The 26,853-nt window shown below is 62.7% G+C and carries 25 protein-coding genes and 1 pseudogene; 12 read left to right on the top strand and 14 right to left on the bottom strand.

Features of this window, described 5'->3' with window-relative positions; translation table 11 throughout:
* Window positions 1-113 precede the first annotated feature (113 nt).
* The 6 genes from NKI99_RS02065 to NKI99_RS02040 form a co-directional block, all read right to left on the bottom strand.
* Window positions 114-758 carry a cytochrome c oxidase assembly factor Coa1 family protein gene (locus tag NKI99_RS02065; RefSeq protein ID WP_352609567.1) on the bottom strand — a complete coding sequence of 215 codons (645 nt, stop codon included), beginning with the start codon at window positions 756-758 and terminating at the stop codon, window positions 114-116.
* An 81-nt stretch (window positions 759-839) separates the two neighbouring features.
* On the bottom strand, window positions 840-1,205 hold the full coding sequence (locus tag NKI99_RS02060) for a hypothetical protein (RefSeq protein WP_023812284.1): 366 nt from the start codon (window positions 1,203-1,205) through the stop codon (window positions 840-842).
* Between the two features lie 143 nt (window positions 1,206-1,348).
* Window positions 1,349-2,728, bottom strand: coding sequence for an aspartate aminotransferase family protein (locus NKI99_RS02055; protein ID WP_128303967.1), 1,380 nt, complete (start codon window positions 2,726-2,728; stop codon window positions 1,349-1,351).
* A gap of 256 nt (window positions 2,729-2,984) precedes the next feature.
* Window positions 2,985-5,057, bottom strand: a complete 2,073-nt coding sequence (locus NKI99_RS02050) for a prolyl oligopeptidase family serine peptidase (protein ID WP_352609564.1) — start codon at window positions 5,055-5,057, stop codon at window positions 2,985-2,987.
* Between the two features lie 68 nt (window positions 5,058-5,125).
* Window positions 5,126-6,265 (bottom strand): MFS transporter, encoded by a 1,140-nt coding sequence (locus NKI99_RS02045; protein ID WP_502895797.1) that lies wholly within the window; start codon window positions 6,263-6,265, stop codon window positions 5,126-5,128.
* A gap of 195 nt (window positions 6,266-6,460) precedes the next feature.
* Window positions 6,461-7,636: an MFS transporter gene (locus tag NKI99_RS02040; RefSeq protein WP_352609560.1), complete on the bottom strand. Its 1,176-nt coding sequence runs from the start codon at window positions 7,634-7,636 to the stop codon at window positions 6,461-6,463.
* 252 nt (window positions 7,637-7,888) lie between these two features.
* Between NKI99_RS02040 and NKI99_RS02035 the strand changes: the two genes are divergently transcribed.
* The 3 genes from NKI99_RS02035 to NKI99_RS02025 all read left to right on the top strand — a co-directional run bounded on the left by NKI99_RS02035 (window position 7,889) and on the right by NKI99_RS02025 (window position 13,572).
* Window positions 7,889-9,466: a trimethylamine methyltransferase family protein gene (locus NKI99_RS02035; protein ID WP_352609557.1), complete on the top strand. Its 1,578-nt coding sequence runs from the start codon at window positions 7,889-7,891 to the stop codon at window positions 9,464-9,466.
* Between the two features lie 170 nt (window positions 9,467-9,636).
* Entirely contained in the window at window positions 9,637-12,207 is a 2,571-nt protein-coding gene (locus NKI99_RS02030) for a GcvT family protein (RefSeq protein ID WP_352609555.1), read from the top strand.
* A gap of 9 nt (window positions 12,208-12,216) precedes the next feature.
* Window positions 12,217-13,572 carry a M24 family metallopeptidase gene (locus tag NKI99_RS02025; protein WP_352609553.1) on the top strand — a complete coding sequence of 452 codons (1,356 nt, stop codon included), beginning with the start codon at window positions 12,217-12,219 and terminating at the stop codon, window positions 13,570-13,572.
* Here NKI99_RS02025 and NKI99_RS02020 read toward each other — a convergent pair.
* The gene (locus tag NKI99_RS02020) at window positions 13,537-14,364 is read right to left on the bottom strand and encodes a phosphate/phosphite/phosphonate ABC transporter substrate-binding protein (RefSeq protein ID WP_352609551.1); all 828 of its coding nucleotides are present in this window, start codon (window positions 14,362-14,364) and stop codon (window positions 13,537-13,539) included. The genes NKI99_RS02025 and NKI99_RS02020 overlap by 36 nt on opposite strands.
* Before the next feature lie 91 nt (window positions 14,365-14,455).
* Window positions 14,456-15,466, bottom strand: a complete 1,011-nt coding sequence (locus tag NKI99_RS02015) for a fatty acid desaturase (RefSeq protein ID WP_352609549.1) — start codon at window positions 15,464-15,466, stop codon at window positions 14,456-14,458.
* Window positions 15,467-15,696: 230 nt separating this feature from the next.
* Here NKI99_RS02015 and NKI99_RS02010 point away from each other — a divergent pair, with 230 nt between their 5' ends.
* Both NKI99_RS02010 and bmt read left to right on the top strand, forming a co-directional pair.
* A complete protein-coding gene (locus NKI99_RS02010) occupies window positions 15,697-16,554 on the top strand; it encodes a helix-turn-helix domain-containing protein (RefSeq protein ID WP_023812292.1) in 858 nt (285 codons plus the stop codon).
* Between the two features lie 133 nt (window positions 16,555-16,687).
* The gene (bmt, locus tag NKI99_RS02005) at window positions 16,688-17,710 is read left to right on the top strand and encodes a betaine--homocysteine S-methyltransferase (RefSeq protein ID WP_023812293.1); all 1,023 of its coding nucleotides are present in this window, start codon (window positions 16,688-16,690) and stop codon (window positions 17,708-17,710) included.
* A gap of 15 nt (window positions 17,711-17,725) precedes the next feature.
* Here bmt and NKI99_RS02000 read toward each other — a convergent pair whose 3' ends face one another.
* The 3 genes from NKI99_RS02000 to NKI99_RS01990 form a co-directional block, all read right to left on the bottom strand.
* Window positions 17,726-17,995, bottom strand: coding sequence for a hypothetical protein (locus NKI99_RS02000; RefSeq protein WP_023812294.1), 270 nt, complete (start codon window positions 17,993-17,995; stop codon window positions 17,726-17,728).
* Window positions 17,996-18,203: 208 nt separating this feature from the next.
* Entirely contained in the window at window positions 18,204-20,312 is a 2,109-nt protein-coding gene (locus NKI99_RS01995; RefSeq protein WP_352609546.1) for a YfbK domain-containing protein, read from the bottom strand.
* A gap of 2 nt (window positions 20,313-20,314) precedes the next feature.
* Window positions 20,315-20,875, bottom strand: a complete 561-nt coding sequence (locus tag NKI99_RS01990) for an RNA polymerase sigma factor (RefSeq protein ID WP_352609544.1) — start codon at window positions 20,873-20,875, stop codon at window positions 20,315-20,317.
* A gap of 155 nt (window positions 20,876-21,030) precedes the next feature.
* Here NKI99_RS01990 and NKI99_RS01985 point away from each other — a divergent pair, with 155 nt between their 5' ends.
* The 6 genes and pseudogenes from NKI99_RS01985 (at window position 21,031) to NKI99_RS01960 (ending at window position 23,371) form a co-directional block, all read left to right on the top strand.
* Window positions 21,031-21,354 (top strand): ArsR/SmtB family transcription factor, encoded by a 324-nt coding sequence (locus tag NKI99_RS01985; RefSeq protein WP_127291759.1) that lies wholly within the window; start codon window positions 21,031-21,033, stop codon window positions 21,352-21,354.
* Entirely contained in the window at window positions 21,351-21,776 is a 426-nt protein-coding gene (locus NKI99_RS01980; protein WP_352609542.1) for an SRPBCC family protein, read from the top strand. The genes NKI99_RS01985 and NKI99_RS01980 overlap by 4 nt, the downstream gene beginning before the upstream one ends.
* A gap of 53 nt (window positions 21,777-21,829) precedes the next feature.
* Window positions 21,830-22,051, top strand: coding sequence for a hypothetical protein (locus NKI99_RS01975; protein WP_352609540.1), 222 nt, complete (start codon window positions 21,830-21,832; stop codon window positions 22,049-22,051).
* Window positions 22,052-22,063: 12 nt separating this feature from the next.
* Window positions 22,064-22,506, top strand: a pseudogene (locus tag NKI99_RS01970) (DUF1801 domain-containing protein).
* 29 nt (window positions 22,507-22,535) lie between these two features.
* A complete protein-coding gene (locus tag NKI99_RS01965) occupies window positions 22,536-22,928 on the top strand; it encodes a VOC family protein (RefSeq protein ID WP_128303956.1) in 393 nt (130 codons plus the stop codon).
* 41 nt (window positions 22,929-22,969) lie between these two features.
* A complete protein-coding gene (locus NKI99_RS01960) occupies window positions 22,970-23,371 on the top strand; it encodes a DUF1801 domain-containing protein (protein ID WP_128303955.1) in 402 nt (133 codons plus the stop codon).
* Between the two features lie 2 nt (window positions 23,372-23,373).
* Here NKI99_RS01960 and NKI99_RS01955 read toward each other — a convergent pair whose 3' ends face one another.
* Together NKI99_RS01955 and NKI99_RS01950 are read right to left on the bottom strand one after the other, a co-directional pair.
* Entirely contained in the window at window positions 23,374-24,552 is a 1,179-nt protein-coding gene (locus NKI99_RS01955) for a BaiN/RdsA family NAD(P)/FAD-dependent oxidoreductase (protein ID WP_352609538.1), read from the bottom strand.
* Window positions 24,553-24,634: 82 nt separating this feature from the next.
* Window positions 24,635-25,222: a TetR/AcrR family transcriptional regulator gene (locus NKI99_RS01950; RefSeq protein WP_352609536.1), complete on the bottom strand. Its 588-nt coding sequence runs from the start codon at window positions 25,220-25,222 to the stop codon at window positions 24,635-24,637.
* A gap of 139 nt (window positions 25,223-25,361) precedes the next feature.
* Here NKI99_RS01950 and NKI99_RS01945 point away from each other — a divergent pair, with 139 nt between their 5' ends.
* Window positions 25,362-25,919, top strand: coding sequence for a DUF308 domain-containing protein (locus tag NKI99_RS01945; RefSeq protein ID WP_352609534.1), 558 nt, complete (start codon window positions 25,362-25,364; stop codon window positions 25,917-25,919).
* A gap of 139 nt (window positions 25,920-26,058) precedes the next feature.
* Here NKI99_RS01945 and NKI99_RS01940 read toward each other — a convergent pair whose 3' ends face one another.
* Window positions 26,059-26,796 carry a dienelactone hydrolase family protein gene (locus NKI99_RS01940; RefSeq protein ID WP_352609532.1) on the bottom strand — a complete coding sequence of 246 codons (738 nt, stop codon included), beginning with the start codon at window positions 26,794-26,796 and terminating at the stop codon, window positions 26,059-26,061.
* Window positions 26,797-26,853 lie beyond the last annotated feature (57 nt).

Below are 26,853 nucleotides of genomic sequence, written 5' to 3'. Positions count from 1 at the left end.
ATATTTCCTTGTCTGGAACGCAGCAGTGGTGACCCGATTGTTGGGCCACAAAGCCGACCGAACTGTCAGCCTTCGCGCCCGTGTTTAGGCTGCTTTTTTTGCGTTTTGCCCAGCTATATTCCGATTGCAGCATTCGGGATCGGGACATGATCTTCGTTGATCAGCACGATCGGCGCATTGGTTCCCTCGACCCTGACGACCAGCAGGCGCAAGCTCCATGTGCCGGCTGTCCGGACAGCGGTCGAATAGGCCGTGCCCTTGCCCTTGGCGCCGTAGACCGGAATGCCGAACTGGGCGTCGCCGGCCCCATTTGCATTGACGTTGAGATGGCCGCCGACCCAGAAACTGTCGGTCAAATCATCACCCAACGCCGCCTTGACGCGGTCGTCGGCGCGAAGCCTGTCCATCGTCATGTGATAGGCATCGCTGCCTTTCAGGACGTAGGGAATGCTGCCCACCATCGTCGCGCAGCCGCCAATCCCGACAACCCAGACGGCAAGGCCGGCGATTGCCCAGTTGCGCTGCGTCTTGCGAAACTGTTCCGCGTCACGCCAGGCGCGGTTCTGCCAAGCCCAGCGGCTGCCGCGCGCGCCCAGGACGATGATCATGATGATGTTGACGACAGGGATCAGCGCCAGCAACGCGATGAAAGTGCTGTTGCCGATGCCCCAGATCCAGTTGAGGAAGAAGGCGCCCCAGTTCCAGCGGTCGAGTTCGGCTGGAATTTCAGCCGGCTGGTTGAGCGGTTGTCCGGCCATCGTGTCCCCCATCGGTGACGTACTGACTGATTCTAGCGCATGCGCCCGTCAATGCGCAAAATCAAAGTTCTGCAACTTCTGTCAGGTCTTGTTGGACAGCCGGCGAAAATTCGCTTTCACGGCACGGCTGGCCGGCTTCAGCGCGGCGCTGATCGAGCGCTCCGCCGCGACCCCGTTGAACAGCGACGGCGTGCGGCCGGAAAAGATTTCCGGCCAGAACCGCGATGCCGATTGCAGGAAGGACATTTGCGCCGCAAACACGCCTTCGGCCATAGCGGCGGTCTTCTCGTTTACCGCACGCGCGGTCTCCGTGCTCCATGGCTGGCTGCTCCCGCCATCCATGGTCATCAACGGCAGCCGCATCATCGCCACCAGCGGCGCCAGCATCAGGTCGCCGCCGATGCTGGCCGCTTCTTGCGTCCGTCGGCTCTTGCCGGTCTTTCTCATGGAAACAAAACCCCTTGTCGCGGCCGAATCAGCCGCAGCCCCACACACTACGCGCTTGTGGTGGAATTCGTTCGCTCCCCGCGTCAGCATGGCCTCAAGGCTGGGCGCTCCCGCCGAGGAGCGCCCAGCCGAGGGGTCGAGTTCTACCGCTTGCGCAGATCGGCTTGCGCCAGATCCAGCGCCTTCGAGATGCGATCGCAGGCCATATCGATCGTATCGCGGGTCCAGATCAGCGGCGGCGACAGGATCATCGTGTCGCCGGTAGCGCGCAGCATCATGCCGTGCGCGATGGCATGATCGCGCACGGTCACCGCCGCACTTCCAGCCGGCAGGAACCGCTCCTTGGTCGCCTTGTCCTTGACGATCTCGATCGCGCCCATCAGTCCGATCGAACGCACCTCGCCGACCAGATCATGTCCGGCAATGCGCTCCTGCAACGCCTTGGCGAAATAAGGACCGGTGTCGTTCCTGACGCGGTCGACCAGCCCTTCGCGCTCGATGATCTCGAGGTTCTTCAGCGCCACGGCGCAGGCCACCGGGTGGCCGGAATAGGTGTAGCCATGGTTGAACTCGCCGCCCTTCTCGACCAGCGTCGAGGCGATGCGGTCGCCAACCAGCAATGCCGACAGCGGTTGATAGCCCGAGGTCAGAGCCTTGGCGGTGGTGATCGTGTCGGGCTCGATGCCGAGCGTCTGGGCGGCGAACCATTCGCCGGTGCGGCCATAACCGGTGATGACTTCGTCCAGCATCAACAGGACATCGTATTTGCGGCAGATGCGCTGCACTTCCGGCCAGTAGCTTGCCGGCGGTATCTTCACGCCGCCCGCCCCCATGACCGGCTCGCCGATAAACGCGGCAACCTTGTCGGCGCCGGCTTCGAGGATCGCCTCCTCGACAGCCCCGGCCGCGCGCAGGCCGAAATCATGATCGCTCTCGCCAGGCAGCGCCAGTTCATAGGCGTAGGGCATCATCACATGGACGATGTTGGGCACCGCACCGTTGAGCTGCTTGTGCATACCATCCATGCCACCGAGCGAGGTGCCGGCAACGGTCGAGCCGTGATAGGCCATCTTGCGCGAGATGATGCGGTTCTTCTCCGGCTGGCCTTCCAGCACCCAATAGTGGCGCACGAGGCGCAGGGCCGTGTCGTTGGCCTCCGAGCCCGACGAGCCATAGAACACCTGGTTGACGTGCTTCGGCGCGATCTCCGCCAGCTTCTTGGACAGCAGCACTGGCGTCGGCGTCGAGCATTTGAAGAAGGAGTTGTAATAAGGCAGTTCCTTCATCTGGGCATAGGCGGCGTCGGCCAGTTCGTCACGGCCATAGCCGATGTTGACGCACCACAGCCCGGCCATGCCGTCGAGGATTTCAGCCCCTTCGGAATCGTAGATGAAAGGGCCGTTGGCATGGGTGATGATGCGCGACCCGGCCCCGCGCATTTCCTTGTGGTCGGTGAACGGATGCAGATGATGCGCGGCGTCGATCTGCTGAAGCTGCTTCAGCGAATAATTCTGATAGGTCATGTCTGATCTTTCCTCTGGATTCTATCCGGCAAGCCGGGGCGAATGCTTCAGAGGCAGAGAGGTGGCGAATAGCCGATGCGGGCGCACAGCCGCAAAAGCTCGGCGCGCAGCGTACGCGGTGACGGCGTCACCGCGACCCGCAATGCGCGAGCCTCAAATGCGTCAATCAACATCCTGACGAGAGCCATGGAAGCCATCTTAGAGCAAAGGCTGGTCGAGGAGAACCACCCTTTGCTTGGCCCATAACGGAATGAGTCTAGGCCTTGGCTGTCAGCGCCCTCTGCAGGAAGACATATTTCATCGCCGTCTGCGCCGCCTGCGGCCGGCGGTCGCCACGCCCGCCATGGCCGCCCTCGGTCTCCTCGAAGAACAGCGTCCTGGCATGGCCGGCTTCCTGCAGGCGGGCGGCCATCTTGCGCGCATGGCCGGGATGGACCCGATCGTCAGCGGTCGATGTGGTCAGCAGCACCGGCGGATAGGCGGCAGCGGCGTCGACATGCTGGTAGGGCGAGTAGGCTGAAAGCCACTTCGCGTCTTCGGGTTTCGACGGATCGCCGTATTCGGCCATCCACGAGGCGCCGGGCGGCAATTCGGCGTAACGCAGCATGTCGAGCAGCGGCACCTCGATAATGACGGCGCCGAAAAGCTCGGGATGCTGCGTCAAGGAAACGCCGGTCAGCAAGCCGCCATTCGAACCACCCTGGATGCCGAGTGAGCTTGCTGTCGCGATGCCGCGCTTGACGACGTCCTGCGCGACCGCTGCGAAATCATCGAATCCGTTTTGGCGATTGCCCTTGAGCGCCGCTTGATGCCAGGCCGGGCCGAACTCGCCGCCGCCACGGATGCAGGCCTGCACATAGGCATTGCCCTTTTCCAGCCATAGCCTGCCGCGCACGCCGGCATAGCCGGGCAGCAGCGGCACTTCGAAACCGCCATAGCCGTAAAGCAGCGTCGGCACCGGCCCCTTCTGATCGCGCCGCCTGACGACGAAATAAGGGATCATCGTGCCGTCCTTGGAGCGCGCCTCGAACTGTTCCGAGATCAGCGGCGAGGCATCGAAACGCGCCGGCTGCGACTTCACGGTTTCTAGCGTCTCGCCATTGTCGTCAGACCAGATGACCGAACTCGGCGTCAGGAAATCGGTGAAGGAGAAGGACACGCTCGAGCCGAACTGCTCGGCATGGCTGATGCCGACATTGCCATTTTCGGGCAGCGCCACCGGTTTCAGCGACCAGTTGCCATCCTTGCGCTCGCAGACGACGACCTTGCCGCGCACATTGTCCATCAGGCTGATGAACAGCCGGTCCCGCGTGCGGGCAACGCCGGCTATGGAAACGCGATATGCCGGCTCGAACAAGGTTTCGACAGGCCCGAGCGCGCCGATCTTGACCCAGTGCGCGAGATCCAGCGAATAGAGGCCGTCGGGCTTGCAAACCGTGCCGTCGGGCGCCGTCCATGGACTGCGCACGCCGAACACGAGCTGATCCCTGAATATTGCCGTATCGGTCATGTCGTCCGGCAGAGGCAGCTGTTTGTTTTCGCCGGAAGGCAGCCGCAGGAAGATGTGCGAAGCGAAGAAATTCAGCGTCCGGGCCAGGATCAGATAGCGTCTGTCGCCGTCGTACTCGACAGCGGCACCAACGGCGAGATCCTCTTTCTGCGCCTCGAAGATCGGCGTCGCGTCTTCCAGCTTGGTACCGCGCTTCCACAGCTTTATGACTCGCGGATAGCCGGACTCGGTCTTGTCGGCCTCGTCGAAAGCGGCCGAAACAATCACGGTGTCCTTGTCCAGCCAGCTGAAGCCCGACTTGGAAGCGGGTGCACGAAACCCACCCTCGACAAACGACTTGGTCGCGATGTCGAATTCGCGCATCTCGCTGGCGTCGCCGCCATCCGGCGACATACTCACCAGGCAACGGTTGAAGTCCGGATAGAGTCGGCTTGCGCCGCCAAAAACCCATTTTACCCCCTCCTTCGCCGCAAGCTGGTCGAAGTCGATGATCGTTTCCCAGTCGGGCTTCTCGGTCTTGTAGGAAGCGACGGTCGTGCGGCGCCAGAGGCCGAGCACATTGGTCTTGTCCTGCCAGAAATTGTAGACATGGCCGGCAATGGCGGCGCCGACCGCGATGTTGTCCTCGGCCGTCATCAGGTCGAGCGCGGTCTGGAACGACGCCTGATAGGACGGATCGCCCTGCAATTCGCCAACTGTGACCTCGTTCTGGCGATGTACCCAGTCCAATGACTGTTTGGCTGTCCTGTCCTCCAGCCAGAGGAAGGGATCGTCGGTCGAGGGGGTGGAATTCGGCGTCTGGGTGGCAGGCTTGGTCATGAGGTCTCCGATAAACGCGTTGCTTTGAAAAAGCCAACGCCGATAGGCCGTATCGATATTCACTATGTTCAGCGCACGATTGAGGCTTTCCGCCCACCAGCGAGGCTAGCAATAGCCAGCGCCAGGCACAGCAGCCCAAGCGTGATCGGCAGCCCGCCGGCACCCAGAATATCCATGGCGCCGCCCGCCAGCGGCGGCACGGCGATACCGCCGACGCCCCACATCAAGGAAAAGGCCGCATTACCGGCAACCAGTGCGGAGCCCGTGAAGCGTTCGCCGAGCTCGATGATCGACATCGTGTAGATGCCGTAGGAAACCGCACCCCAGATAAAGATCATCGGCCAGATCAGCGGCGACTCGATGAGAAGCGGGAGGAGGACGCAGCCGAGCACCGTGATCGCGACGCAGGCGAGCCGCACCAGGCGCGCGGAAAGCCTTTCCGCCAGCAGGCCTAGCGGCACCTGCATGGCGATATTGCCGGCAATCATCACCGACAGCAGCGCCGACATGCGGATCTCGGTAATGCCGTGATGGGTGCCATAGACAGGCAGCAACGCCAGCGCGCCCTGTTCGAAACCGGCGGCGACTATGACGGCAAACAAAAGCAGCCACGCCAGCGGCACGAAACCCAGGACGGAAACTTGATGCCCGGCCTCGTCGACCTTGGGCAAGCGCGGCAGCACCAAGCCCAGGCAGATGCCGCACAGCACGAAGGCGGAGATGCCGACGAGGAAGGGCGGCCAGCCCTCGGTGCCGACTGCAAGCAGGCATAGCGGCCCGGCCGCGAAACCGGCCGAGATGATCGTCGAATAGACACCCATGACGCGCCCTCGCCGCGCCGGCGGCGCCAGCGCGATGACCCAGATCTCGCTCAGCACATAGAGCGGGTTGGTCACCACGCCGATCAGGAAGCGTAGCGGAAACCACAAATAGACATTTTGCGTCCAGCCGATCAGCGCCAGCACGACAGCCGAAAGGGCCGCACAGGTAAGCGCCGTGCGCCCTGCCCCGAACCGCCGCGCCAGCGCCGGGATCAATGGCGACGACAGGATGAAACCAATCGGCGTCATGGCCGCCGACAAGCCGATCATCGCTGGCGAAACGCCCTGGCGCTGCAGGATGAAGCTCAACAGCGGGTAGGACAGCCCCTGCGCGATGGCGAACACCGAGACGGTCGCGATCACACCGGTGATCGCTGCCCATTGCATCGTCTCGTCCTTGTTCGATTCAACCAAATTCACGTGCGCACCGCTATCGAGGCTGCAGGATTAGCGATTGAGCAACGTGGTGGTAAGCCCCTGGCAGGCGAAAACGGCTTTCTCCGGACAATGCCTGTCAGGAGGTTGGGCCTGTCAGGAGGTTGGGCCTGTCAGGAGGTTGGGCCTGTCAGGAGGTTGGGCTCGTCAGGAAGCTCGGCGCACGGACGACCGATACAGCGCGAACATCACCAGCACCGCGTCGAGGCCGGCGATCACGACCGGCAGCCCGAGCGGGCCGATGCCTTGCATGAGCAGGCCGGCACCGGGTGGGCCGACGATGCCACCGACGCCCCACATCAGTGCAAAGGCAGCGTTGCCGGCGACCAGCACAGAGCCCTTGAACCGGCTGCCGAGTTCGACCAATGCCATGGTGTAGACGCCGTAACCGACCGCGCCCATCACCAGCAGCACGACCCAGATCAACGGCGTTGTGATCAGCAGAGGCAGCAAAAGCGCGCAAACGGTTGTTGCCAGCGCGCAGACGATGATCATGGCGCGTGCGCCAAAACGCTCCGCCAGAAGACCGAGTGGTATCTGCAGCAGGATGTTTCCGAGGGAAAGCGCCATCACCAGCGAGGCCAGAACGGCTTCGGCCAGGCCGTAGCTGGCGCCGAAGACCGGGACCAGCGCATAGGTGCTCTGCTGGACCGCCGCCGAGACAAGCACGGCAAGCAGCAGCGCCGGCGCCATCCTGGCAAAGCCGACGAGGCCGCTGGCAGGCTGGCCGTCATCCTCGAAACCGGTGAGCTTAGACGAGACCGCGTGCAGGATCACCGCGCAGAGCGCGAAACCGGCGACGCCGACCATGAAGGGCGCCCAGCCCGACGTACCGAGCAGGGTCAGCGCGAATGGTCCGGCGGCGTAACCGGCGCCCATCAGCGTGTTGAACACGCCCATCACCCTGCCGCGCCGCGATGGCGGCGCCAGCGACAGTGCCCACACCTCGCCGAGAATGTAGAGCGGGTTGATGACGACGCCGATGATAAAGCGGATGACGAACCAAGCCACCCAGTCCTGCAGATAGCCGATGCCCAGGAAGCAGAGCGCGCCGATCAGCGAGCAGCCGACCGCCAGGTTGCGCCCACCGACCAGCCGCACCGCGGCCGGCACGAAGGAAGCCGAAAGGATCAGCCCGAGCGGCATCATCGCCGCCGACAAGCCGATCAGCGCCGGCGACATGCCCTGTTTCTGCATCAGCAGCGTGAACAGCGGCGAGCTCAACCCCTGCGCAGCGCCGAACATGGCAAGTGCCGCGGTGACGCCGGCAAGCGCTGCCCATTGCGTTCCTGCTTCGCCTTCGCTCGAGCCGGTCGCGACCATGCTGCCATCCAAATGAACTGCTGGCCATCCGGCCGGCAAGCCGAGTAGCTATCGGTTCGATCCCGGGAAAGGAAGGGCCGGCCGCCGAAATCCGCTTAAGCCAACGAGGCGGCGGGATCAGGCCGATGTCGTGGCCGCGCAACTGCCGTTCCGGCATGTCGCTTCCCTCGCCCTAGTGGTCGCCGCCTCCGCAATGGCTGGGCAGCCGCCGGTCCATTATGCCGCCCGCTATCGCATCCTACGAGGACCATCATGACCGCCGCCCTACAACCCTTGGAACCGGCATTGGCCACTGACCGCGCCCGTCGCGGCGGCCGCGCCGGAAAGCGCGCCGGCGGCTCGGCCGCGTTCGAGCAGCCGGCTTTTCGCCAGCTGAAGAACCCGCTGGCGCCAACCAGGCTGGTCTCCGACGACGAGCTGGAATCGATCCACCTCGCTTCCCTGCGCGTGCTGCGGGAAATCGGCGTCGACGTGCTGCACGACGAGGCCCGCAGCATCATGAAGGCGCATGGCGCCGATGTGCGCGACGGCAGCGAACGGGTGCGCTTCGACAGCGACATGATCCTGGAACTGGTGTCGCACTGCCCGTCGGAGTTCACCATCCATGCCCGCAATCCCGCTCACAATGTGCGCTTTGGCGGCAACAATGTGATCATCTCGATGATGGCGTCGGCGCCCAATTGCTCCGACATCGATCGCGGCCGCCGGCCCGGCAACCAGCAGGACTACCGCAACTTCCTCAAGCTTGCGCAGATGCACAACATCCTGAACTGCACGGGCGGCTACCCGGTCGAGCCGACCGATATCCATCCGTCCGTCCGCCACCTCGAATGTATCCGCGATCTCAGCGTGCTGACCGACAAGGTGTTCCACATCTATTCGCTCGGCAAGGAGCGCAATGTCGACGGCATCGAGATCGCCAGGATCGCGCGCGGCATCAGCCACGAGCAGATGCTGGAAGAGCCGTCCGTCTTCACCATCATCAACACCAATTCGCCGCTCAAGCTCGATGTGCCGATGATGGAAGGCATCATCCAGATGTCGAGCAAGGGCCAGGTCGTCGTCGTCACGCCGTTCACCCTGTCGGGGGCCATGGCGCCTGTCACCATCGCCGGCGCACTGGTGCAGCAGAACGCCGAGGCGCTTGCCGGCATCGCCTTCGCCCAGATGGTGCGCAAGGGCGCGCCCGTCGGCTATGGCGGCTTCACCTCCAATGTCGACATGAAGTCCGGTTCGCCGGCGTTCGGCACGCCGGAATACATGAAGGCGCAGCTTGTCGGCGGCCAGCTTGCCCGCCGCTACAACATCCCCTACCGCACCTCCAACACTTGCGCCGCCAACACGGTCGACGCGCAGGCGGCTTATGAAAGCGTGTTCTCGCTGTGGGGCGCCATCCAGGGCGGCGGCAATCTGATGATGCATGCCGCCGGCTGGCTCGAGGGCGGCCTGCGCTGCTCCTACGAGAAGACCATTCTGGACATCGACCTGCTGCAGATGGTCGCCGAATTCCTGACCCCTCTCGATCTTTCCGAAGAGGCACTCGGCTTCGACGCCATCCAGTCGGTCGGTCCTGGCGGCCATTTCTTCGGCACCCAGCACACGCAGGACCGCTACAAGACCGCCTTCTACTCGCCGATCCTCTCCGACTGGCGCAATTACGAGACCTGGGCGGAAGCCGGCTCGCCGACGGCGCTCGAAAAGGCCAACAAGGTCTGGAAGGAGCGGCTGGCGTCCTATGAGGAGCCTTACATGTACCCGGCCATCCGCGAGGAACTCAACGCCTTCGTCGCCAAGCGGCGGTCCGAAGGCGGCGCGCCGACCGATTTTTGATCGGCCGTGTTGTTGATGAACAGTCGACCCCCACTCCGTCGAGCTGCGCTCGACACCTCTCCTCCAATCGACGGCGGAGAGGGAAGGCGCGAGCTTATGCCGGCTGGCGCCCTTCCTCTCCCCCCGGAGGGGTCATCCGATTCAATCTCTTCAAAAACGGACTTATCTAGATGAAATCTCACGTAAAAGCGGTTGTCATCGGCGGCGGCGTCGTCGGCTGCTCGGTTCTCTACCATCTGGCCAAGGCCGGCTGGACCGACATCATGCTGATCGAGCGCTCGGAGCTCACCTCCGGCTCGTCCTGGCATGCGGCGGGAGGCTTCCACACGCTGAACGGCGACCCCAACGTCGCCAAGCTGCAGGCCTATACGGTGCAGCTCTACAAGGAGATCGAGGAGATATCCGGCCAGTCCTGCTCGCTGCACCTGACCGGCGGCGTGATGATGGCTGATACGCCAGAGCGCATGGATTTCCTGCGGCTGGCCCACGCCAAGGGCCGCTATCTCGGCATGGACACAGAGCTGATCACCCCGTCCGAAGCCAAGGCGATGTTTCCGCTGATGGACGAGACCAATTTCGTCGGCGCCATGTGGGATCCGGTGGAAGGCCATCTCGATCCGTCGGGCACCACCATCGCCTACTCCAAGGCGGCAAAAAAACTCGGCGCCGAGATCGTGCTGCGCAACCGCGTTGTGGAACTGACACAGGAGGTCGACGGCACCTGGAACGTCGTCACCGAACAGGGCACGGTGAAGGCCGAGCATGTCGTCAACTGCGGCGGCCTGTGGGCGCGCGAGATCGGCCGCATGGTCGGCGTCGAGCTGCCGGTTCTGGCCATGGAGCACATGTATCTCTTGACCGAGCCGATGCCGGAGGTCGAGGAGTTCAACAAGTCGACCGGCCGCGAAATGATCGGCGTGCTCGACTTCAAGGGCGAGATCTACACCCGCCAGGAGCGCAACGGCATCCTGCTCGGCACCTATGAGAAGGCCTGCAAGCCGTGGTCGCCGGTCAACACGCCGTGGGATTTCGGCCATGAATTGCTGCCGCCCGACCTCGACCGCATCGCGCCGTCGCTGGAAATCGGCTTCAAGCATTTCCCCGGCATCGAGAAGGCCGGCATCAAGCAGATCATCAACGGCCCCTTCACCTTCGCGCTCGACGGCAACCCGCTGGTCGGCCCGGTGCAGGGCCTGACCAATTTCTGGTGCGCCTGCGCCGTGATGGCCGGCTTCAGCCAGGGCGGCGGCGTCGGCTTGGCGCTGTCGAACTGGATGGTCCATGGCGATCCCGGCTTCGACGTCTGGGGCATGGATGTCACCCGCTTCGGCGAATGGGCCGGCCTGCGCTACACCAACGCCAAGGTGCGCGAAAACTATTCGCGCCGCTTCTCCATCCGCTTCCCCAATGAGGAACTCCCGGCGGCACGCCCGGCGCAGACGACCCCGCTCTACGACACGATGCTGGCCAACAACGCCGTCATGGGCGACAGCTGGGGACTTGAGACACCGCTCTGGTTCGCACCTGAAGGCAAGGAACCCAGGGATATCGTCTCCTTCCACCGCTCCAACGATTTTGGGCCGATCGGCGAGGAAGTGCGCGCCACGCGTGAGCGTGTCGGTGTCACCGAGATCGCCAATTTTGCCAAATACGAAGTCTCGGGACCCGCGGCCGAGGATTTCCTCAACCGGCTGATGACCAACCGCATGCCGAAGACCCGCCGCATCGTGTTGACGCCGATGCTCAACGAATTCGGCAAGCTGATCGGCGACTTCACCATCGCCAAGGCGGCAGAAGACCGCTTCATGATCTGGGGCTCGTCGGCGGCGCAGAAATACCACATGCGCTGGTTCGAGAAGCACCTGCCGAAGGACGGAACGGTGCGCATCCACCGCTTCGACCAGACCCTGGTCGGCCTGTCGATCGCCGGGCCGAAATCACGGGACTTGCTGCAGAAACTGGTCGATGTCGACGTCTCGACAAAAGCCTTCCGCTTCATGGATTTCCGCGAGATGGCGGTCGGCGGGGCGCCCTGCATGGTCAACCGCATCACCTACACCGGCGACCTCGGCTATGAAATCTGGATGGCGCCGGCCTACGAGCGCCTGGTTTACAAAGCGATCAAGGACGCCGGCGAGGAATTCGGCCTTGTCGATTTCGGCATGCGCGCGCTGCTCTCCATGCGCCTCGAAAAGAATTTTCCGACCTGGTTCCGCGAGTTGCGGCCGATCTACGGCCCGTTCGAAGGGGCGATGGACCGCTTCATCAAACTGGAGAAGAACGACTTCATCGGCCGCGAGGCTGCCGCCAAGGAACAGGTCGAGGGTCCGAAGCTGCGCCGCGTCTCCTTCATCGTCGATGCCGCCGACGCCGACGTCATGGGCGACGAACCGATCTGGGCCAAGGTCAGCAAGGACTACGGCACGGTGGAAAAGCCGCATGGCTATGGCGCGCCACGCTTCGACAAGGGCGGCAAGGAAATACGCGGCTCCAAGGCTGCCGAAGGCGCGTCCGCCGTGCGCGGCATCGTCGACGGCGACTGGCGCGTGGTTGGCTGGGTCACGTCGGGCGGCTATGCGCATTATGTGCGGAAGTCGATGGCGCAAGGCTATGTGCCGGCGGCTCTTGCCGAGGACGAAAGCGCGGGCCTGTTCGAGATCGAGATCCTCGGACACCGCCGGCCGGCCCGCATCAACGTCGAAGCGCCTTTCGACCCGAGCGGCGAGAAGATGCGGACCTGAGGTTCGACCATGGACAGCGCGGGGCCGAAGGGCAGCTTTGGCCGCCATCGCAAGATCATGCCGTTCGAGCCAGGCTCGATCGAGGCCCTCCGCGACGCCTCCCGCCAGAAGGCGGCTTCGCTCAACCAGCATGTGCTGGGCTATGGCGCGCAGGCCGAAGCTGAATGGGCCGCGGCAGGCATTGCCGCGCCCGATCTGCCTGCCATGCGTCAATACCGGCTGGAGCGTATCCGCGCCGAGCTAAAGCGGCGCGGCTATGCCGGCGCCCTGCTCTACGACCCCGTCAACATCCGCTACGCCACCGACTCGACCAACATGCAGCTGTGGGTGGCGCACAATCCGACGCGGCATTGCTTTGTCGCCACCGAAGGGCCGGTGGTGCTGTTCGACTATTTCTCCTGCGAGCATTTGTCCGACCATTCCGGCGTCGTCGACGAAGTGCGGCCGGCGGTATCCTGGATGTATCTTTATGGCGGCGAACTGACCGAGCAAAAGGTCCGCCGCTGGGCCGCAGGAATAGCCGATCTGGTGAAAGAGCATGGCGGCGGCAACAGCCGCATCGCCGTAGACCATATCAATCCGGAAGGCGTCGAGGAGCTGGCTCGCCTCGGCATTTCCATCGGCAATGGCGAAGCGGTGATGGAGAACGCGCGGCTGATCAAATCGCCGGACGAAATCCTCGCCATGCGCCGCGCCATCGCCGCCTGCGAGGCGGCGATGGGCGAGATGGAACAGGCGCTGAAGCCGGGGATTTCCGAAAACGAATTGTGGGCGGAACTGCACCGCGGCAACATCGCGCGCGGCGGCGAATGGATCGAGACGCGGCTGCTGACGTCAGGCCCGCGCACCAATCCGTGGTTCCAGGAATGCTCGTCACGCAAGATTGTATCAGGCGACCTCGTCGCCTTCGACACCGACCTTATCGGCCCCTACGGCTTCTGCGCCGACCTGTCGCGGACATGGCTGTGCGGCGATGCGAAGCCGACCAGCGAACAGCGCGACCTGTTCCGCATCGCTGCCGATCAGATCGGGCACAACACCGAACTGATGCAGCCAGGCATCTCTTTCCGCGACCTTGTCGAACGCTCGGCTGTGCCGCCCGGCGACTGCTTCCCGACGCGATACGGCGTGCTCTATCATGGCGTCGGCCTGGCCGACGAGTATCCGACACTACCGCATGCCAGCGACTGGACATCGGACACGCCGGACGGCGTGCTGGAACCGGGCATGGTGCTGTGCGTGGAAAGCTATATCGGCCGGCTTGGCGGGCGCGAAGGCGTCAAGATCGAGGAACAGATCCTGATCACCGAGACCGGCAACGAACAGCTCTCAACCTACCCGTTGGATGCGAGGCTGCTCGGCTAGCCCGGCAAGGGCCTCGCGCAACGCCCCAACCGTCTTTTCCGGCGTCACCGCGGCGGTGATGTAAGGCAGGCCTTTGCGCCGTCCGGTCCAGCCGACGACCGCCACCTTTTTCGCCGCCGGCTCGAAACGCTGCGCCAGCGCCCAGCTCTCGCAGTCGATCGCAGCTATATCGGCCTTGCCCTCTGCAATTGCGACGATCGAGGAACGGTGCCCACCGCTTTCGCTGCGCGAGGCAAGGAGGTCAAGGCTCTCGCCCATCGCCTCCAGGTCGCGCGTGAAACCGAGGAACCCCGACATCGAATCGAGGCTGTTGAAGGTGAAGCGCTTGCCGCGGATGCGATCGAGTGGGATCAGCGGGCTGCCGTCATTGGGCGAGGCAACCGACGGCGCGCCATCCGCCAGCATGACGATGGCGCTGGAATAGAGCTCGCCCTGCCCGCCTTCGTAGGCGTCGTAGCTGGGCTGGGCGACCACCTGCACATGCCTGGACAGGCCGAGTTCCATCGGCCCCCAGCAGGTCTGCGCGAACAGCAGCGCCGGGTGCAGCCACAGTCTGTGAAAATCGAGTTCGTCCGGCGGCAATGTCGCTGGATCGGGTGCGATCAATGCACCGACAGCATCACGAATTCCGCCCGGCACCGGCGGCAGGTCACCATTGCGACGCGCGATGGTTTCCGGCGCGTCGATGCCCTTTTGCCGAAACGCATCGCGCAGCAGCGCCCATTGCGCGTTGACCTCGCCGCGCATTTCGGGCCAGTCATACATCGGCAACGCCGCAACCAATTCACTCATGCCGATATCAAATCATCATGTCTAGGAAAAGGATCGCAAAAACGCGGCGTCCAATCAGAATTGGCCGACACGGATTCCGGATAGACCGGAATCATTCCTTCGGCGGCTCAGCGGGAACCGGCGCACTGCCGAGCCCGCTGATGCTGCGCGCCCTGATGCGTGGCTTGAAGGCCCTGCCCGGCTCGGCTTGACGCCGCAGCACCGGGTGCACGATCGGTTCCTTCGCCTTGAAGGCATAGGCTTTGATCAGCGCGAAATAGTTCGGATAGGCATAGCCATTGTTCATCCGCAGCCATTCTTCACGGCGGTCGCGAAACAGCTTGGGCAGCTTGTACCAGGCCACGGTCGGGGTCTTGTGATGGACGAAGTGCAAATTGTTGTTGAGGAACAGGAACGACAGCGGCGAGCGCTCGACGATCACCGTGCGGCCTTCCGGATGTTCCGACCATTGATGCTCGGCAAACGTACGGATCGAGATCAGCGACTGGCCAAGCCAGACCGGCACGAGAATGTAAAGCCACAGTGGAATGCCGAAGCCGAACTGCACGATCGGCATCACGACGGCAAGGCCGATCGCGTGCAACAGCCACGCCTTGCGGATCGCCTTGTCGCCGGCGAACATCTGCTTGGCGTCGTCGATGAAGAAGCCGACGCAGGACAGCCACGGGCCGAGCACGAAGCGGCCGGCCATGGTGTTGTTGATCTTGAGCAGGAATTTCATCGTCGGCGGCAGCTCGTCATGCTGCCAGAGCGCCTGGTAATAACTCTCTGGATCGTCCAACGGGTCGGTCAGCCGCTCGTCGGCGTGGTGGCGCAGATGGATGGTCTTGAAGCGGCGGAATGGCCAGACCAGACCGATCGGCAGGAACACGAAGGCTTCGTTGACCCGTGCATTGCGTGTCGGATGCCCGTGCAGCACTTCGTGCATGATCGACGATTGCAGTGCGGCGGTCAAAGCCAGGATGGCGAGCGCCAGGACGGGGTAGGATGGCCAGAGCAGGAAACCGGTGGCGAGCCAAGTTGCGTAACAGAAAAAGGCGAGTACCACGGTCGGCCACTCGATGGCCGGTGCGCTGTGTCGCCTGATGCTCTTGCTCGTCATGCTATCGACCACTGTCCCTCAGTCGCCGGAAACCCTAATTGGCTCCTGACAGCATAGTGTCAGGAGAAATGATTCCACTCAACGAGACAAAGTGCACAAACTGTTGCGATTGCGCATTTTCGGCCGCACATGTTATACATTGTAAACAGACTTAGGGATTCATTTACGCCTGAGGCGCGCTCGGAAGCGATTCGGCGCAAATTTTTCCTCAATCGAGGTGGAGCCCGCACATGGACAAGCGCGACCTGTCGACGATCTTCCGCGAACGCCTGAAAATGCTCTTGACACGCTCCGACCTGAACCAGTCGGCCTTCGCGACCGCGGTCGGCATCGACCGCTCGGCGCTATCGCAGCTGCTGTCCGGCGCCTCGACCCGCCTGCCCCGCGCCGAAACGCTGCTCAACATCGCCGCCGAGTTCAAAGTGTCGCTGGACTGGCTACTCGGTCTCAGCCAGGACGAGGGCCTCACCGGCGAAATCCGCGAGAGCCTGGAGATCGAGGAGGCACCCGACGGCTTCGACCGCACCCTGCTGGCCAAATGGCATGCCGAGGCGGCCGGCACCAAGATCCGCTACGTGCCTGCCGGCATTCCCGATCTTCTGCGCACCGAAGCGCTGGTCGACTACGAAGCCGGCATCACCAACAAGAGCCGCCTGGCGCAGGCCGGAGAAACGCAATACCGCATCGACTACAACAGGCGCCCGGAAACCGACATGGAAGTCTGCATGCCGCGCCACACGCTGGAGATCTTCGCCCGCGGGCTGGGTGTCTGGGACCGTTTCCCCGAAGCCGACCGGCGCGCCCAGTTGCTGCACATGGCGACGCTGCTCGACGACCTCTACCCGACCTTCCGGCTGTTTCTCTATGATGGGCGGATGCGCTATTCGATCCCCTACACCATCTTCGGCCCCTATCGTGCCGCCATCTATGTCGGCGACATGTATCTGGTGCTCAACGCCACCCAGCCGATCCAGACGCTGATCCAGCATTTCGACAATCTGATCCGGGCTGCCGACATCAATGCGCACGAGGCGTCCGGCTTTGCGCACAGGCTGGCCGGCATGTCGTTCCCAACAGGCACTGTCTGATTTTCGGCAGCCAAGATCACCACCGCGCCATGGCTCAAGGCGCCGCATGGGCGAATCCGTCCTAGCTATTCATTGACTACACATAAAGACTTCTTTATATCCTTATCCGACTTCGAACATGAAAGCCAATCCGATGACGACCACCAACCCGATCGATGCGCTGCTGGCTGAAAAGGGCGTGCTGCTGGCCGATGGCGCCACCGGCACCAATCTATTCGCCATGGGTCTGGAGGCCGGCGAGGCGCCCGAACTGCTGAACGAGACGGCGCCCGACACCATCACCAGCCTGCACCAGAATTTCGTCGATGCCGGCGCAGACATCATCCTCACCAATTCGTTCGGCGGCACCCGTCACCGTTTGAAGCTTCACCATGCGCAGGACCGCGCGCATGCGCTGAACAAGCGCGCCGCCGAGCTTGCTCGTGCCGTCGCCGACAGAGCCGGCCGCAAGGTGATCGTCGCCGGTTCGGTCGGCCCGACCGGCGAATTGCTGGTGCCGCTGGGCGCCATGACCTATCACGAGGCGGTCGACGCCTTCGCCGAACAGATCGAGGGTCTCAAGGCCGGCGGCGCCGAAGTTGCCTGGATCGAGACGATGTCGGCTCCCGACGAGATCCGCGCCGCCGCCGAGGCGGCCATCCGCGTCGGCTTGCCCTACACCTACACCGGTTCCTTCGACACCGCCGGCCGCACCATGATGGGTCTGCTGCCGAAGGATATCCACGGCGTCACCGACGGGCTGTCGCAGGCGCCGCTCGGCGTTGGCGCCAATTGCGGCGTCGGCGCCTCCGACATCCTGGCCTCGCTGCTCGACATGACCGAGGCGAAGCCGGAAGCGACGGTGATCGTCAAGGGGAATTGCGGCATTCCCGAATTCCGCGGCACCGAGATCCATTATTCCGGCACACCCGAACTGATGGCCGACTATGTCAGGCTCGCCGTCGATGGCGGCGCCAAAATTATCGGCGGCTGCTGCGGCACCTCGTTCCAGCACCTCGCCGCCATGCGCAAGGCGCTCGACGCGCACACCAGGGCGGATCGTCCGACGGTTGCCGCGATCGTCGAACGCATCGGTCCGATGCGCAACAAGGTGGCGACGGAAAACACCGCCGAGACCAGCGAAGCCCGCCGCGAGCGCCGCCGCAGCCGGGCCTGACCCATCGGTTTTCGACTATTCGCTGTTGTCGGCGTAGCTCGACTGCGCCGACTTGAAGTCGACCACATTGTCGCCGCGCATCGTCATCAGCGCGCCTGAAGCGCTGGGGTCGGTGATCTGTTCCAGCATGATGCGGAACCGGTCGTTGGTCAGTGCCGACAGGGCGGTATGGCGCGCCTGCGCGACATCGTCACTGATACGCCTGGATTCCGATGATGGGGCCGATGAAACCGCCGAGGCGTCTGGCGCTGGGGGTATCGAGTTGGCGATAGTCCTGATCTGCAATTTCGGCTCCCTCAAGCCCAGTACACCTGTCCTGCGTAACAAGGAGAGGGTTGCCATCCAGTACCGGAAATGCCGCGCAATTTAACGACCCGGAAAATCCGCGAAAAAAGGCCGGCAAGATTTCCCTCGCCGGCCTGCCTCACCCGCCCGTAGGTCGGTTTCCCCTGTCAGAACGATCCCATCTGAAAGAAACCGGCCGTCATCACCACTACCGGTTACCGCCCAGCGCCGAGGCAAGGCGCACAAGTGAAAGGAACTCGGACCTGTACCCAAACGGGTCGGCCCCTCGAGCGGCAGTGGCGATCTCCATGATCTTGTCGTAGCCAAACTTCGCGGTCGCATCCTCGTCGCGCAGCTTCTGGCCGAAGGCGGCAACCGCGACGGAGAAGCGCTGATCGGCGCTGGCCTGGTCGAAGGACGAAATCTCGTTGGCCGAGGTCACCGGCGTGGTGATCAGCTTCGAGACGTCTTCATTCGGCAGCTTGTAGCGGATCTTGACGAAGGCATATTCGTCCGCGTTGGCGACGCCGCCATTGTCCACCGACGCCTGGCCGTAGCGCAGCGGATCGATCTGCTCGCCGCCGCTGCCCTTTGGCGTGATTTCATAGATCGCGGTAACGGAATGGCCCGAACCAATGTCGCCGGCATCGACGCGGTCATTGTTGAAATCCTCGCGGTTCAAGGCGCGGGTCTCGTAGCCGATCAGGCGATATTCCGAGACCTTGTTCGGGTTGAACTCGACCTGGATCTTCACGTCCTTTGCGATAGTGAACAACGTCGACGAAGCATCCTCGACCAGCACCTTTTCGGCCTCGGCCAGCGTATCGATATAGGCGGCGGTGCCGTTGCCGTTCTGCGCGATGGTCTGCATCATCTGGTCGTTCAGATTGCCGCGGCCGAAGCCGAACACCGACAGGAAGACACCGCTCTTGCGCTCGCTTTCGATCAGCCGCTTAAGGTCGTCGTCATCGGTCTGGCCGACATTGAAGTCGCCGTCGGTGGCGAGCATCACCCGGTTGACGCCGTCCTTGACGAAGGATTTTTGCGCCAGCCTGTAGGCTTCCTTGATGCCCGCCTCACCGGCCGTGCTGCCGCCGGGCGTCAGATTGTCGATGGCGCTGAGGATCTTGTCCTTTTCGGACGCCTTGGTCGGCTCCAGGACTGTGCCGGCGTCACCGGCATAGGTGACGATCGAAATGGTGTCGTCGGCCTTCAGCTTGCTGACCAGCAGCCGGAAGGCCGATTTGAGCAGCGGCAGCTTGTCCGGCTCGTCCATCGAGCCCGAGACATCGATCAGGAACACCAGATTGGCCTTCGGCTGCTCGGTCGGCTTGACGTCAAAACCCTTGATGGCGACATGCATCAGCCTGGTCTGCGTGTTCCACGGCGTCGGCATGACGCTGACGGTCGAGTTGAACGGCGTCGAGGCGGAGTCCGGCCCCTTCCAGTCATAGGGGAAGTAATTGATCATCTCCTCGACGCGAACAGTATCGGCTTGCGGCAGAGTGCCTTGCTTCAGCGAACTGCGCACGAAGGAATAGGAGGCCGTGTCGACGTCGATCGAGAAGGTCGAGACCGGGTCCTCGAGTGCCGCATGCACCGGATTGGTCTTGAAATCCTCGATACGGTCGCGATTTTCCTCCTGCGGCAGCATCTGGTCGGCCGGCGCCATGGCCGGCTGCTGCGGCGCCATCAGCTTCGACTCCGCCGCCATGCGGGCTCGCGAGGTACTGGGTACACTTGCAGCGCCATCCAGTGCGAATTCACCTGTCGGTGCCGGTGGCGCAGGCTCGGCCAGCACACCGCGCTCCAGCGCATTTTGTTGTGCAGCGCCCCCAGCAACGGTCGATTCGGATTTCTGCGGCGAGGCCGGCGCCACAAGCGCATCGGTGGCGTCGCGGCTTTCCACATCGGCGTCCGCCTTCTTGTCCTTCTCCAACTCGCCGCGCTTCGGCTCGGCGGTCGTCGGCTTCACCGTCGTCGGCTTGTCGGCCAGCGTCTCGGTGATCTTCTCGTCGCCGCCGAATTTGGGCGGCTGTTCCCTCAGCAGATGGAAGGTGGCGTATCCGGCGATCGGCAGGGCGACGAGCCCGGCAAGAGCCGGCGTGGCAATGAGTTTCTTTTGCATGATCTCGCTCCAGAGCTTTTGTGCTCGCTCTGTGAGACGAAGCCCGCCAACCGATCCTTGGGAGACAGCAGAAATATTTTCCTGATCATAGGCGCGCAGGGCGGCCTCGAAGGCACGTGCCTTGGCATCCTTGGCGGGCGCCAGTGCTGCGATATCGCGCAGTCTGTTGAGTTCATTGTCGTCGACCATGGTCACACTTCCCCGGCCGCGCGCATCAGCGTCTTCAGCCGTTTCTTCGCTTCATGGATGTGCCAGGAAACCGTCGTCTCCGAGATCGCCATCGCCTCGGCGGCGGCCGCGTGGCTCAATCCTTCGCCATAGACCAAAAGCACGGCGTCGCGCTGCTTGTCCGGCAATTGCCGCACCGCGGCCCATAGCGCTTCGGCGGGGTCTTCCGGTTCGATCGACGCCTCGCCCGAGATCAGTGCATGGACGCCATAGGCCTCTGTCTTGACTGTCTCGCGGGCGGATTTGCGCATCATGTCGCGCGCGGCGTTCAGGGTCACGGAATAGAGCCATGTGGTGAAGGCGCCGCCGCCGCGATAGTCGCGGATCGCCTTGCCCAGCCTGACGCAGACTTCCTGGGCTATGTCTTCGGCATCGGCCTTCCTGCCGCACCAGCGATAGGCAGCGCGATAGACGAAGTCATAGTGCCTTTCCAGCAATGTGCTGAAGGCCCCCCTGTCTCCGCCCTTCGCCCGCCCGATCAGTTCGGCGTCGGAGGCTTCGCTCTCATCCAGCATCATCGCCATCATTTGCCTGTTGGACGAAGGCTAATGGCTAATCCTTGGGGCAATGGAAAGATTTTTTTGGAAACCGCCGGATCGTGACCGCCGGCACCCCGCTTGACACATCCATATCTCGACGGTTATACGTCAATCAATAGCCGCCGGGTTATCGATCCAAAATGAACAACGCTCACGACGTCCTCTTCAGAACGCTCTCCGATCCGACGCGTCGTGCGATCTTCGAGCGCCTGTGCCGGCAAGGCGAGCAGACGGTCGGTGCCCTGACGGCTCAGTCGGGGGTCTCGCAGCCGGCGGTGTCGAAGCATCTCGGCGTGCTCAGGCAGGCCGGGCTCGTGCGTGACCGCCATCAAGGACGGCAGACCCATTATAGCGCCCAGCTCGCAGCACTTTCCCCGCTGACCGACTGGACGAACCAGATGAACACGTTCTGGCAGAGCCGGTTCGACGACCTCGAAAATTTGCTCAAAAGAATGGACCAATGACCAACATCGCGACCGAAACGCGCTCCGTCATCGTCGAACGTGAGATCCCCTATCCGCCGGAAAAAATCTGGCGCGCGCTGACCCAACCGCATCTGATCGAGGAATGGCTGATGAAGAACGACTTCAAGCCAGTCGTGGACCATCGTTTCAAGCTGCGAAAGGAACCGCAACCTGACGTGAGCATCGTTGTCGACTGTCAGGTAACAGCCGTCGAATTGAACAAGACACTGTCCTACACGTGGCAGGCCTATGGCCTCGAGAGTGTCGTCACCTGGACTCTCCTGCCGACCAGCACGGGCACCCGGTTGCGCATGGAACAATCCGGCTTCCGTCCGGATCAGGAGCAGGCGTATCGGGGCGCGACGAGCGGGTGGCGGCAGTACTTTACGAATCTGAGTCAAGTCCTGGCGCGGATAGATTGAACCCGCCGGTGCGGATCGGTGGTCCGCGTCGGCTGTTTTGACAGGAGGAACTATTGGATTGGAACATGTGGGTTCGGCAAATTCATCGCTGGCTGTCGATCATCTTTACGCTGACCGTCATCGCCAACTTCGCCACCATGGCATTCGGGCAGCCTCCCGCCTGGGTGGTCTACTCGCCGCTCCTGCCGCTCTTCCTGCTGCTGTTCAGCGGCCTGTACATGTTCGTGCTGCCCTATGTCGCCAAGGGCCGCGGCGCGCAGTGTGTCGGCGGATAGGAGTGGGGCAGAATGGCCAAGACGCAGCGGCAATCGACCAAGGCCAAGGCTGCGCCAGTGCTGCTCTCGGGCGGCAACCCGCAAATCGCCAAGGCCGACGGTGACGCCCCGGTGCAGGCTATATCGCTGCGATGCCGGGTTGGAAGCGCGGCCTGGGCGAACGCCTCGACGCGCTCATCGAGCGCAACGTGCCCGACGTGCGCAAGGCCGTGCGATGGAACTCGCCCTTCTACGGCATCGAAGGCCAGGGCTGGTTCGTGAGTTTCCATGTCTTCACCCACTATTTGAAGGTGACCTTCTTCAGTGGCATCTCATTGCAGCCGATCCCACCTGGCGGCACGGCCAAGAGCAAGGATGTGCGCTGGATCGACATCCGCGAAGACGATCAGTTCGATGAGGCGAGGATGGTGGAATGGATCAAGCAGGCCGCGGCCCTGCCCGGCTGGATGCCGTAATGACCGACTATGACAGAGGAAAATGAGCGATGAAGATCAAGCTGACCAGCGTGTATGTGGACAACCAGGAAAACGCACTGCGCTTCTACACCGACGTGCTGGGCTTCACCAAAAAGGCCGATTTCAGCAATGGGCCTTATCGCTGGCTGACCGTGGCCTCGGCCGAAGAGCCTGATGGGACCGAACTGCAGCTCGCGCTCAACGACAACCCGGCCGCCAAGGCCTATCAAGAAGCCATTTTCAAGCAGGGTCAGCCCGCGATCATGTTCTTCACCGACGACGTCAAGGGCGACTACGAGCGCATCAAGGCGAAGGGCGGCGCGTTCACCATGCCGCCGACCGAAGTGACCGGTTCGACCATCGTCCAGATGAACGACAGCTGCGGCAATCTCGTTCAGATCACCCAACTGACGCGCTGGTGACAGGCAGCGGTTGAACGTATCGAGGCACAGGAAGGCACCCAATGACCCCCTCGCAACAAATCGACCAATTGATCGCCGGCCTCTCGGACTGGCGCGGCGAGACGCTCGCCCGCATCCGCAAGACCATCCTTGCAGCCGACCCGGACATCGTAGAGGAGTGGAAGTGGATGGGCAGCCCGGTATGGTGTCTCGACGGCAACATCGTGGTCGGCAACGCCCACAAGGACAAGGTGAAGCTGACCTTTTCCCATGGCGCCAGCCTGCCGGACCCCGACAAGCTGTTCAACAACGGTTTCGGCGGCAAGGTGTGGCGGGCAATCGATATCCTTGAGGGCGATAGGCTCGATGAGCGTGCTTTGAAAGACCTCGTCCGCGCAGCGATCGATTACAACCAGGCCAAAAAGAAGAAGAAGGCGACTGCTGGGACGAAGCCACGGACGTAAGTCTAGGCCGCCTGCCCCGCCGCCCAGCCCGATGACCATGCCCACTGGAAATTATAGCCGCCCAGCCAACCCGTGACATCGACGACTTCGCCGATGAAAAACAGGCCCGGCACGGATTTCGCCTGCATCGTCTTCTGGTCCAGCCCGTTGGTGTCGACTCCGCCCAGCGTCACTTCGGCGGTGCGGTAGCCCTCCGAGCCGGCAGGCTTGATGCGCCAGTCATTGACTGCGGCAGTTATGGTTTTCATCTGGGCGTAGGAAAGATCGGCAAGGTTGCCGTCGATCCCGGTGCGCTCGGCGATCGACTGCGCAAGCCGCTTCGGCAGATGATTTGCCAGCACCGTCTGTACCGCTTGCCGCCCATTGCTTCGCTTGGCCACCCGAATGAGGTCCGCCACGTCAACTCCCGGCAGCATGGCGATGCGGATTTCATCGCCCTCGCGCCAATAGGAAGAGATCTGCAGGATGGACGGTCCGCTGACGCCGCGATGCGTAAACAGCATCGCTTCGGAAAACCGCGTCTTGCCGCAGGCGACTTCCGCGTCGACGGCGTTGCCGGCCAGCGGCGCCAGCCGTTCGAGCGTGTTTGCGTCGAAGGTCAGCGGAACCAGCGCCGGCCGCGTTTCGACAACAGCAAGGCCGAACCGCTCGGCAAGCTCATAGCCGAAGCCGGTCGCCCCCATCTTGGGGATCGACTTGCCGCCGCAGGCCACGACCAGCGACTGGCAAGTGACCAAGCCTGTGGAGAGGGTGAGCGCAAACCCCTCCACGGTTTTGCGGACATCCTCAACGCTGGCCGAGAGCGCCAGCTCCACGCCCCTGCCCTGCATTTCCGAGACCAGCATGTCGATGATCTGGCGTGCGGAGCCATCGCAGAACAGCTGCCCAAGTGTCTTCTCGTGATAGGCAATGCGGTGGCGTTCGACGAGGGCGATGAAATCGCGCTGCGTGTAGCGGCTGAGCGCCGAAATGCAGAAATGCGGATTGCCCGACAGAAAATTCTTCGGGCTGGCATGGATGTTGGTGAAATTGCACCGGCCGCCGCCGGAGATGCGGATCTTTTCGCCAGGCATTGCCGCATGATCGAGGATCAGCACCGAACGGCCGCGCTTGGCCGCCTCCACGGCGCACATCATTCCAGCGGCACCCGCGCCGATGATCACGACATCATAGGATTGCATCAGGCTATTCGTTCCCGCTCGACCCACTCACATGGGGCCGCGCCACTTGCGCTGCCTGGTACCACTTTGGCCCGATAGTTTTCTAGCAATTCCGTCCCAGCAGCCTGGTGATCTGGAGGGTGACGATTGTGGTGAACAGCCCGGGATCACTGAAAGCCCTCGCGGACAGCATTGCCCCATGAACCGATGCCATCAGCATCTGGGCCTCCTCCTCCGGCCGGTTGTTCAAGCGGAACAAGTCCTGCTCCATTCCAGCCCGCAGCACCGACGTAAGCCATCCCGCGAGATTTTGGAAATGGGCACGAACGCGTGATGCGACCTCTTCCGGCAGCATCTGCATCTCGCCGGCGAGCATCGCGCAGACGCAGAAGGACGGCGAGGCATCGCGAATGCATGTCCGCCAATAGTTCAGATAGGACTGAAGTTGTTCAGCAGGGCTTGAGAGTTCTCCTCGGAGAGATTCCAAGCCCGCTTCGGCCTGCCGCCTGTAACGATCCACCAGCACCGAAACCAGCTCGGCCTTCGTCGGAAAGTGATGGTGGATGCTCGCCTTCCGGATGCCGATGGCAGCCGAGATATCAGCATAGCTGAACCCGTTGTAGCCTCCCGCGACGATGAGGGATTGCGCGACATCGAGAATCTTTTCTGAGGTCGAAGCCATTGATTTCATATCGCTGCCTACCTTCTGGTAGGCGAACTGTCAAGGTTATGCATCGTTCCCGATTCTCACAGGGAGGTGTCCGGACATCGGGTTGACTTAGAGGTTTTGGCTACCTACTAATAGGTAGATAGCAATAAGGAATCTGCCGATGCAAAACCAATCTTTCATCCAGTCCGGATGGCTACGATCCTATTATTTCGCACGCGCCATATTTTCTATCGCCTGGGTTGCTGCCGCCATCCTATTCAACGGGCAACCCGGTCCCACCGCGCTTCTGCTCGTGATCTACCCCGCATGGGACGCGCTCGCCAATCTGGTTGACGCCAGGGTAAATGGCGGCCTGAAAGCCAACTCGTCCCAGGCATTGAATGTCGTGGTCAGCACGATAACGGCGCTCGCCGTCATCGTGGCGGTCAGCAACAGCATGTATGCCGTTCTGGCCGTGTTTGGGGTTTGGGCGATCCTGTCGGGTCTGCTGCAGCTCAACACGGGAGCAAGGCGTTGGCGCTACCAAGGCGCGCAGTGGCCGATGATCCTCAGTGGCGTGCAATCGGCCCTCGCCGGCGGCTTCATGATCAGCCGATCGCTCGGCACGGCTGCGCCGACGATTCTGGACATCGCCCCTTATGCCGGGTTCGGCGCGTTTTACTTTCTGCTTTCCGCAATTTGGCTTGTCGTCGCAGCCTATCGCAAGGCAAACGCCTAGGCGCAGCCCGATCCGGCGGCGGCAAGGTGAACGATCATCTGCCGCCGTCGAAAGGGCAAGCATCGCTCACTCTTTGCCGCATGGGCTGCCGTTCTGGTTCAAAGACGCGTAGCGTCCTGCTCAGGGTCGACCGCTGACCTTAGATCAGCGTCTCGGCGAACAACGTCGTCAGCCGCTTCCAGTGGCGTTCGGCGCCGGCGGCATTGAAAACGCTATGATCGGGTACGCACCAGCCATGCGCCATCCCGGCATAGTTCTCGATGACATGATCGACTTCAGCGACCCGCAGCGCTTCGGCCAGCCGCGCCGACTGTTCCGGCGGGAAACTCCTGTCGACGCCGGATGTGCCGACATAGACGCGCCCCCTGATGGAGGCTGCCTTGCGATGCGGGCTGTCGGCGGCGTCGCTGGCCAGATTGCCGCCATGGAAGCTTGCGGCCGCTTTTATCCGTTCGGGATAGGTTGCAGCCGCATTCAATGATCGACCGCCGCCCATGCAATAGCCGACGGTGCCGATCGGCCCGGTGATGCCCTCGGCAGCGAGTGCATCGAGGAATGCACCGCTGTCGCGGATGGTCATCTCCTGCGTCGTGCCGGTGACCAGCGCCATCAGCGGGATTTTGGTCTTTTCCTCGGCGAAGGCGGTCTTGGCGTCGAACGGCCCGTAGGGCGCATTGCGGTAGAACAGGTCGGGCACCAGCACCGCATAGCCTTCATTCGCCAGCCGCTCGGCCATACTGTCGAGTGCCGGCCGCGGACCGAAGGCGTCCTGATAGAGAATGACGCCGGCCTTGGCAGGAGATGCGTTTGCCGAGCGGAAAAGCCCGGCATTGGCAACACCATCCCTGGTCTTGATCTGAAGGTCGTGTTTCGTCATCGCCCGCTCCGTTCGACTGATGCGCGATACATAGCCGCGCAAGCCTATACGGCAAGG

The organism is Mesorhizobium sp. M0239 (assembly GCF_040321815.1).
In the GTDB taxonomy this organism is placed as follows: domain Bacteria; phylum Pseudomonadota; class Alphaproteobacteria; order Rhizobiales; family Rhizobiaceae; genus Mesorhizobium.
The sequence above is the reverse complement of the archived record's forward strand: the minus strand, read 5'-3'. Positions and strand labels throughout refer to the sequence as shown.

Bases quoted from the DNA above. Each gene is read 5' to 3' on its own strand.
- NKI99_RS02065 (WP_352609567.1), bottom strand. From the start codon at position 758: ATGGCCGGACAACCGCTCAACCAGCCGGCTGAAATTCCAGCCGAACTC.
- NKI99_RS02010 (WP_023812292.1), top strand. From the start codon at position 15,697: ATGGACAAGCGCGACCTGTCGACGATCTTCCGCGAACGCCTGAAAATG.
- NKI99_RS01985 (WP_127291759.1), top strand. From the start codon at position 21,031: ATGAACAACGCTCACGACGTCCTCTTCAGAACGCTCTCCGATCCGACG.
- NKI99_RS02025 (WP_352609553.1), top strand. From the start codon at position 12,217: ATGGACAGCGCGGGGCCGAAGGGCAGCTTTGGCCGCCATCGCAAGATC.
- NKI99_RS01950 (WP_352609536.1), bottom strand. From the start codon at position 25,222: ATGAAATCAATGGCTTCGACCTCAGAAAAGATTCTCGATGTCGCGCAA.
- NKI99_RS01960 (WP_128303955.1), top strand. From the start codon at position 22,970: ATGACCCCCTCGCAACAAATCGACCAATTGATCGCCGGCCTCTCGGAC.
- NKI99_RS02060 (WP_023812284.1), bottom strand. From the start codon at position 1,205: ATGAGAAAGACCGGCAAGAGCCGACGGACGCAAGAAGCGGCCAGCATC.
- NKI99_RS01940 (WP_352609532.1), bottom strand. From the start codon at position 26,796: ATGACGAAACACGACCTTCAGATCAAGACCAGGGATGGTGTTGCCAAT.
- NKI99_RS01995 (WP_352609546.1), bottom strand. From the start codon at position 20,312: ATGGTCGACGACAATGAACTCAACAGACTGCGCGATATCGCAGCACTG.
- NKI99_RS02020 (WP_352609551.1), bottom strand. From the start codon at position 14,364: ATGAGTGAATTGGTTGCGGCGTTGCCGATGTATGACTGGCCCGAAATG.
- NKI99_RS01990 (WP_352609544.1), bottom strand. From the start codon at position 20,875: ATGGCGATGATGCTGGATGAGAGCGAAGCCTCCGACGCCGAACTGATC.
- NKI99_RS02015 (WP_352609549.1), bottom strand. From the start codon at position 15,466: ATGACGAGCAAGAGCATCAGGCGACACAGCGCACCGGCCATCGAGTGG.
- NKI99_RS01965 (WP_128303956.1), top strand. From the start codon at position 22,536: ATGAAGATCAAGCTGACCAGCGTGTATGTGGACAACCAGGAAAACGCA.
- NKI99_RS01945 (WP_352609534.1), top strand. From the start codon at position 25,362: ATGCAAAACCAATCTTTCATCCAGTCCGGATGGCTACGATCCTATTAT.
- NKI99_RS02030 (WP_352609555.1), top strand. From the start codon at position 9,637: ATGAAATCTCACGTAAAAGCGGTTGTCATCGGCGGCGGCGTCGTCGGC.
- NKI99_RS02055 (WP_128303967.1), bottom strand. From the start codon at position 2,728: ATGACCTATCAGAATTATTCGCTGAAGCAGCTTCAGCAGATCGACGCC.
- NKI99_RS02035 (WP_352609557.1), top strand. From the start codon at position 7,889: ATGACCGCCGCCCTACAACCCTTGGAACCGGCATTGGCCACTGACCGC.
- NKI99_RS02040 (WP_352609560.1), bottom strand. From the start codon at position 7,636: ATGGTCGCGACCGGCTCGAGCGAAGGCGAAGCAGGAACGCAATGGGCA.
- NKI99_RS02050 (WP_352609564.1), bottom strand. From the start codon at position 5,057: ATGACCAAGCCTGCCACCCAGACGCCGAATTCCACCCCCTCGACCGAC.
- bmt (WP_023812293.1), top strand. From the start codon at position 16,688: ATGACGACCACCAACCCGATCGATGCGCTGCTGGCTGAAAAGGGCGTG.
- NKI99_RS01980 (WP_352609542.1), top strand. From the start codon at position 21,351: ATGACCAACATCGCGACCGAAACGCGCTCCGTCATCGTCGAACGTGAG.
- NKI99_RS02045 (WP_502895797.1), bottom strand. From the start codon at position 6,265: ATGCAATGGGCAGCGATCACCGGTGTGATCGCGACCGTCTCGGTGTTC.
- NKI99_RS01955 (WP_352609538.1), bottom strand. From the start codon at position 24,552: ATGCAATCCTATGATGTCGTGATCATCGGCGCGGGTGCCGCTGGAATG.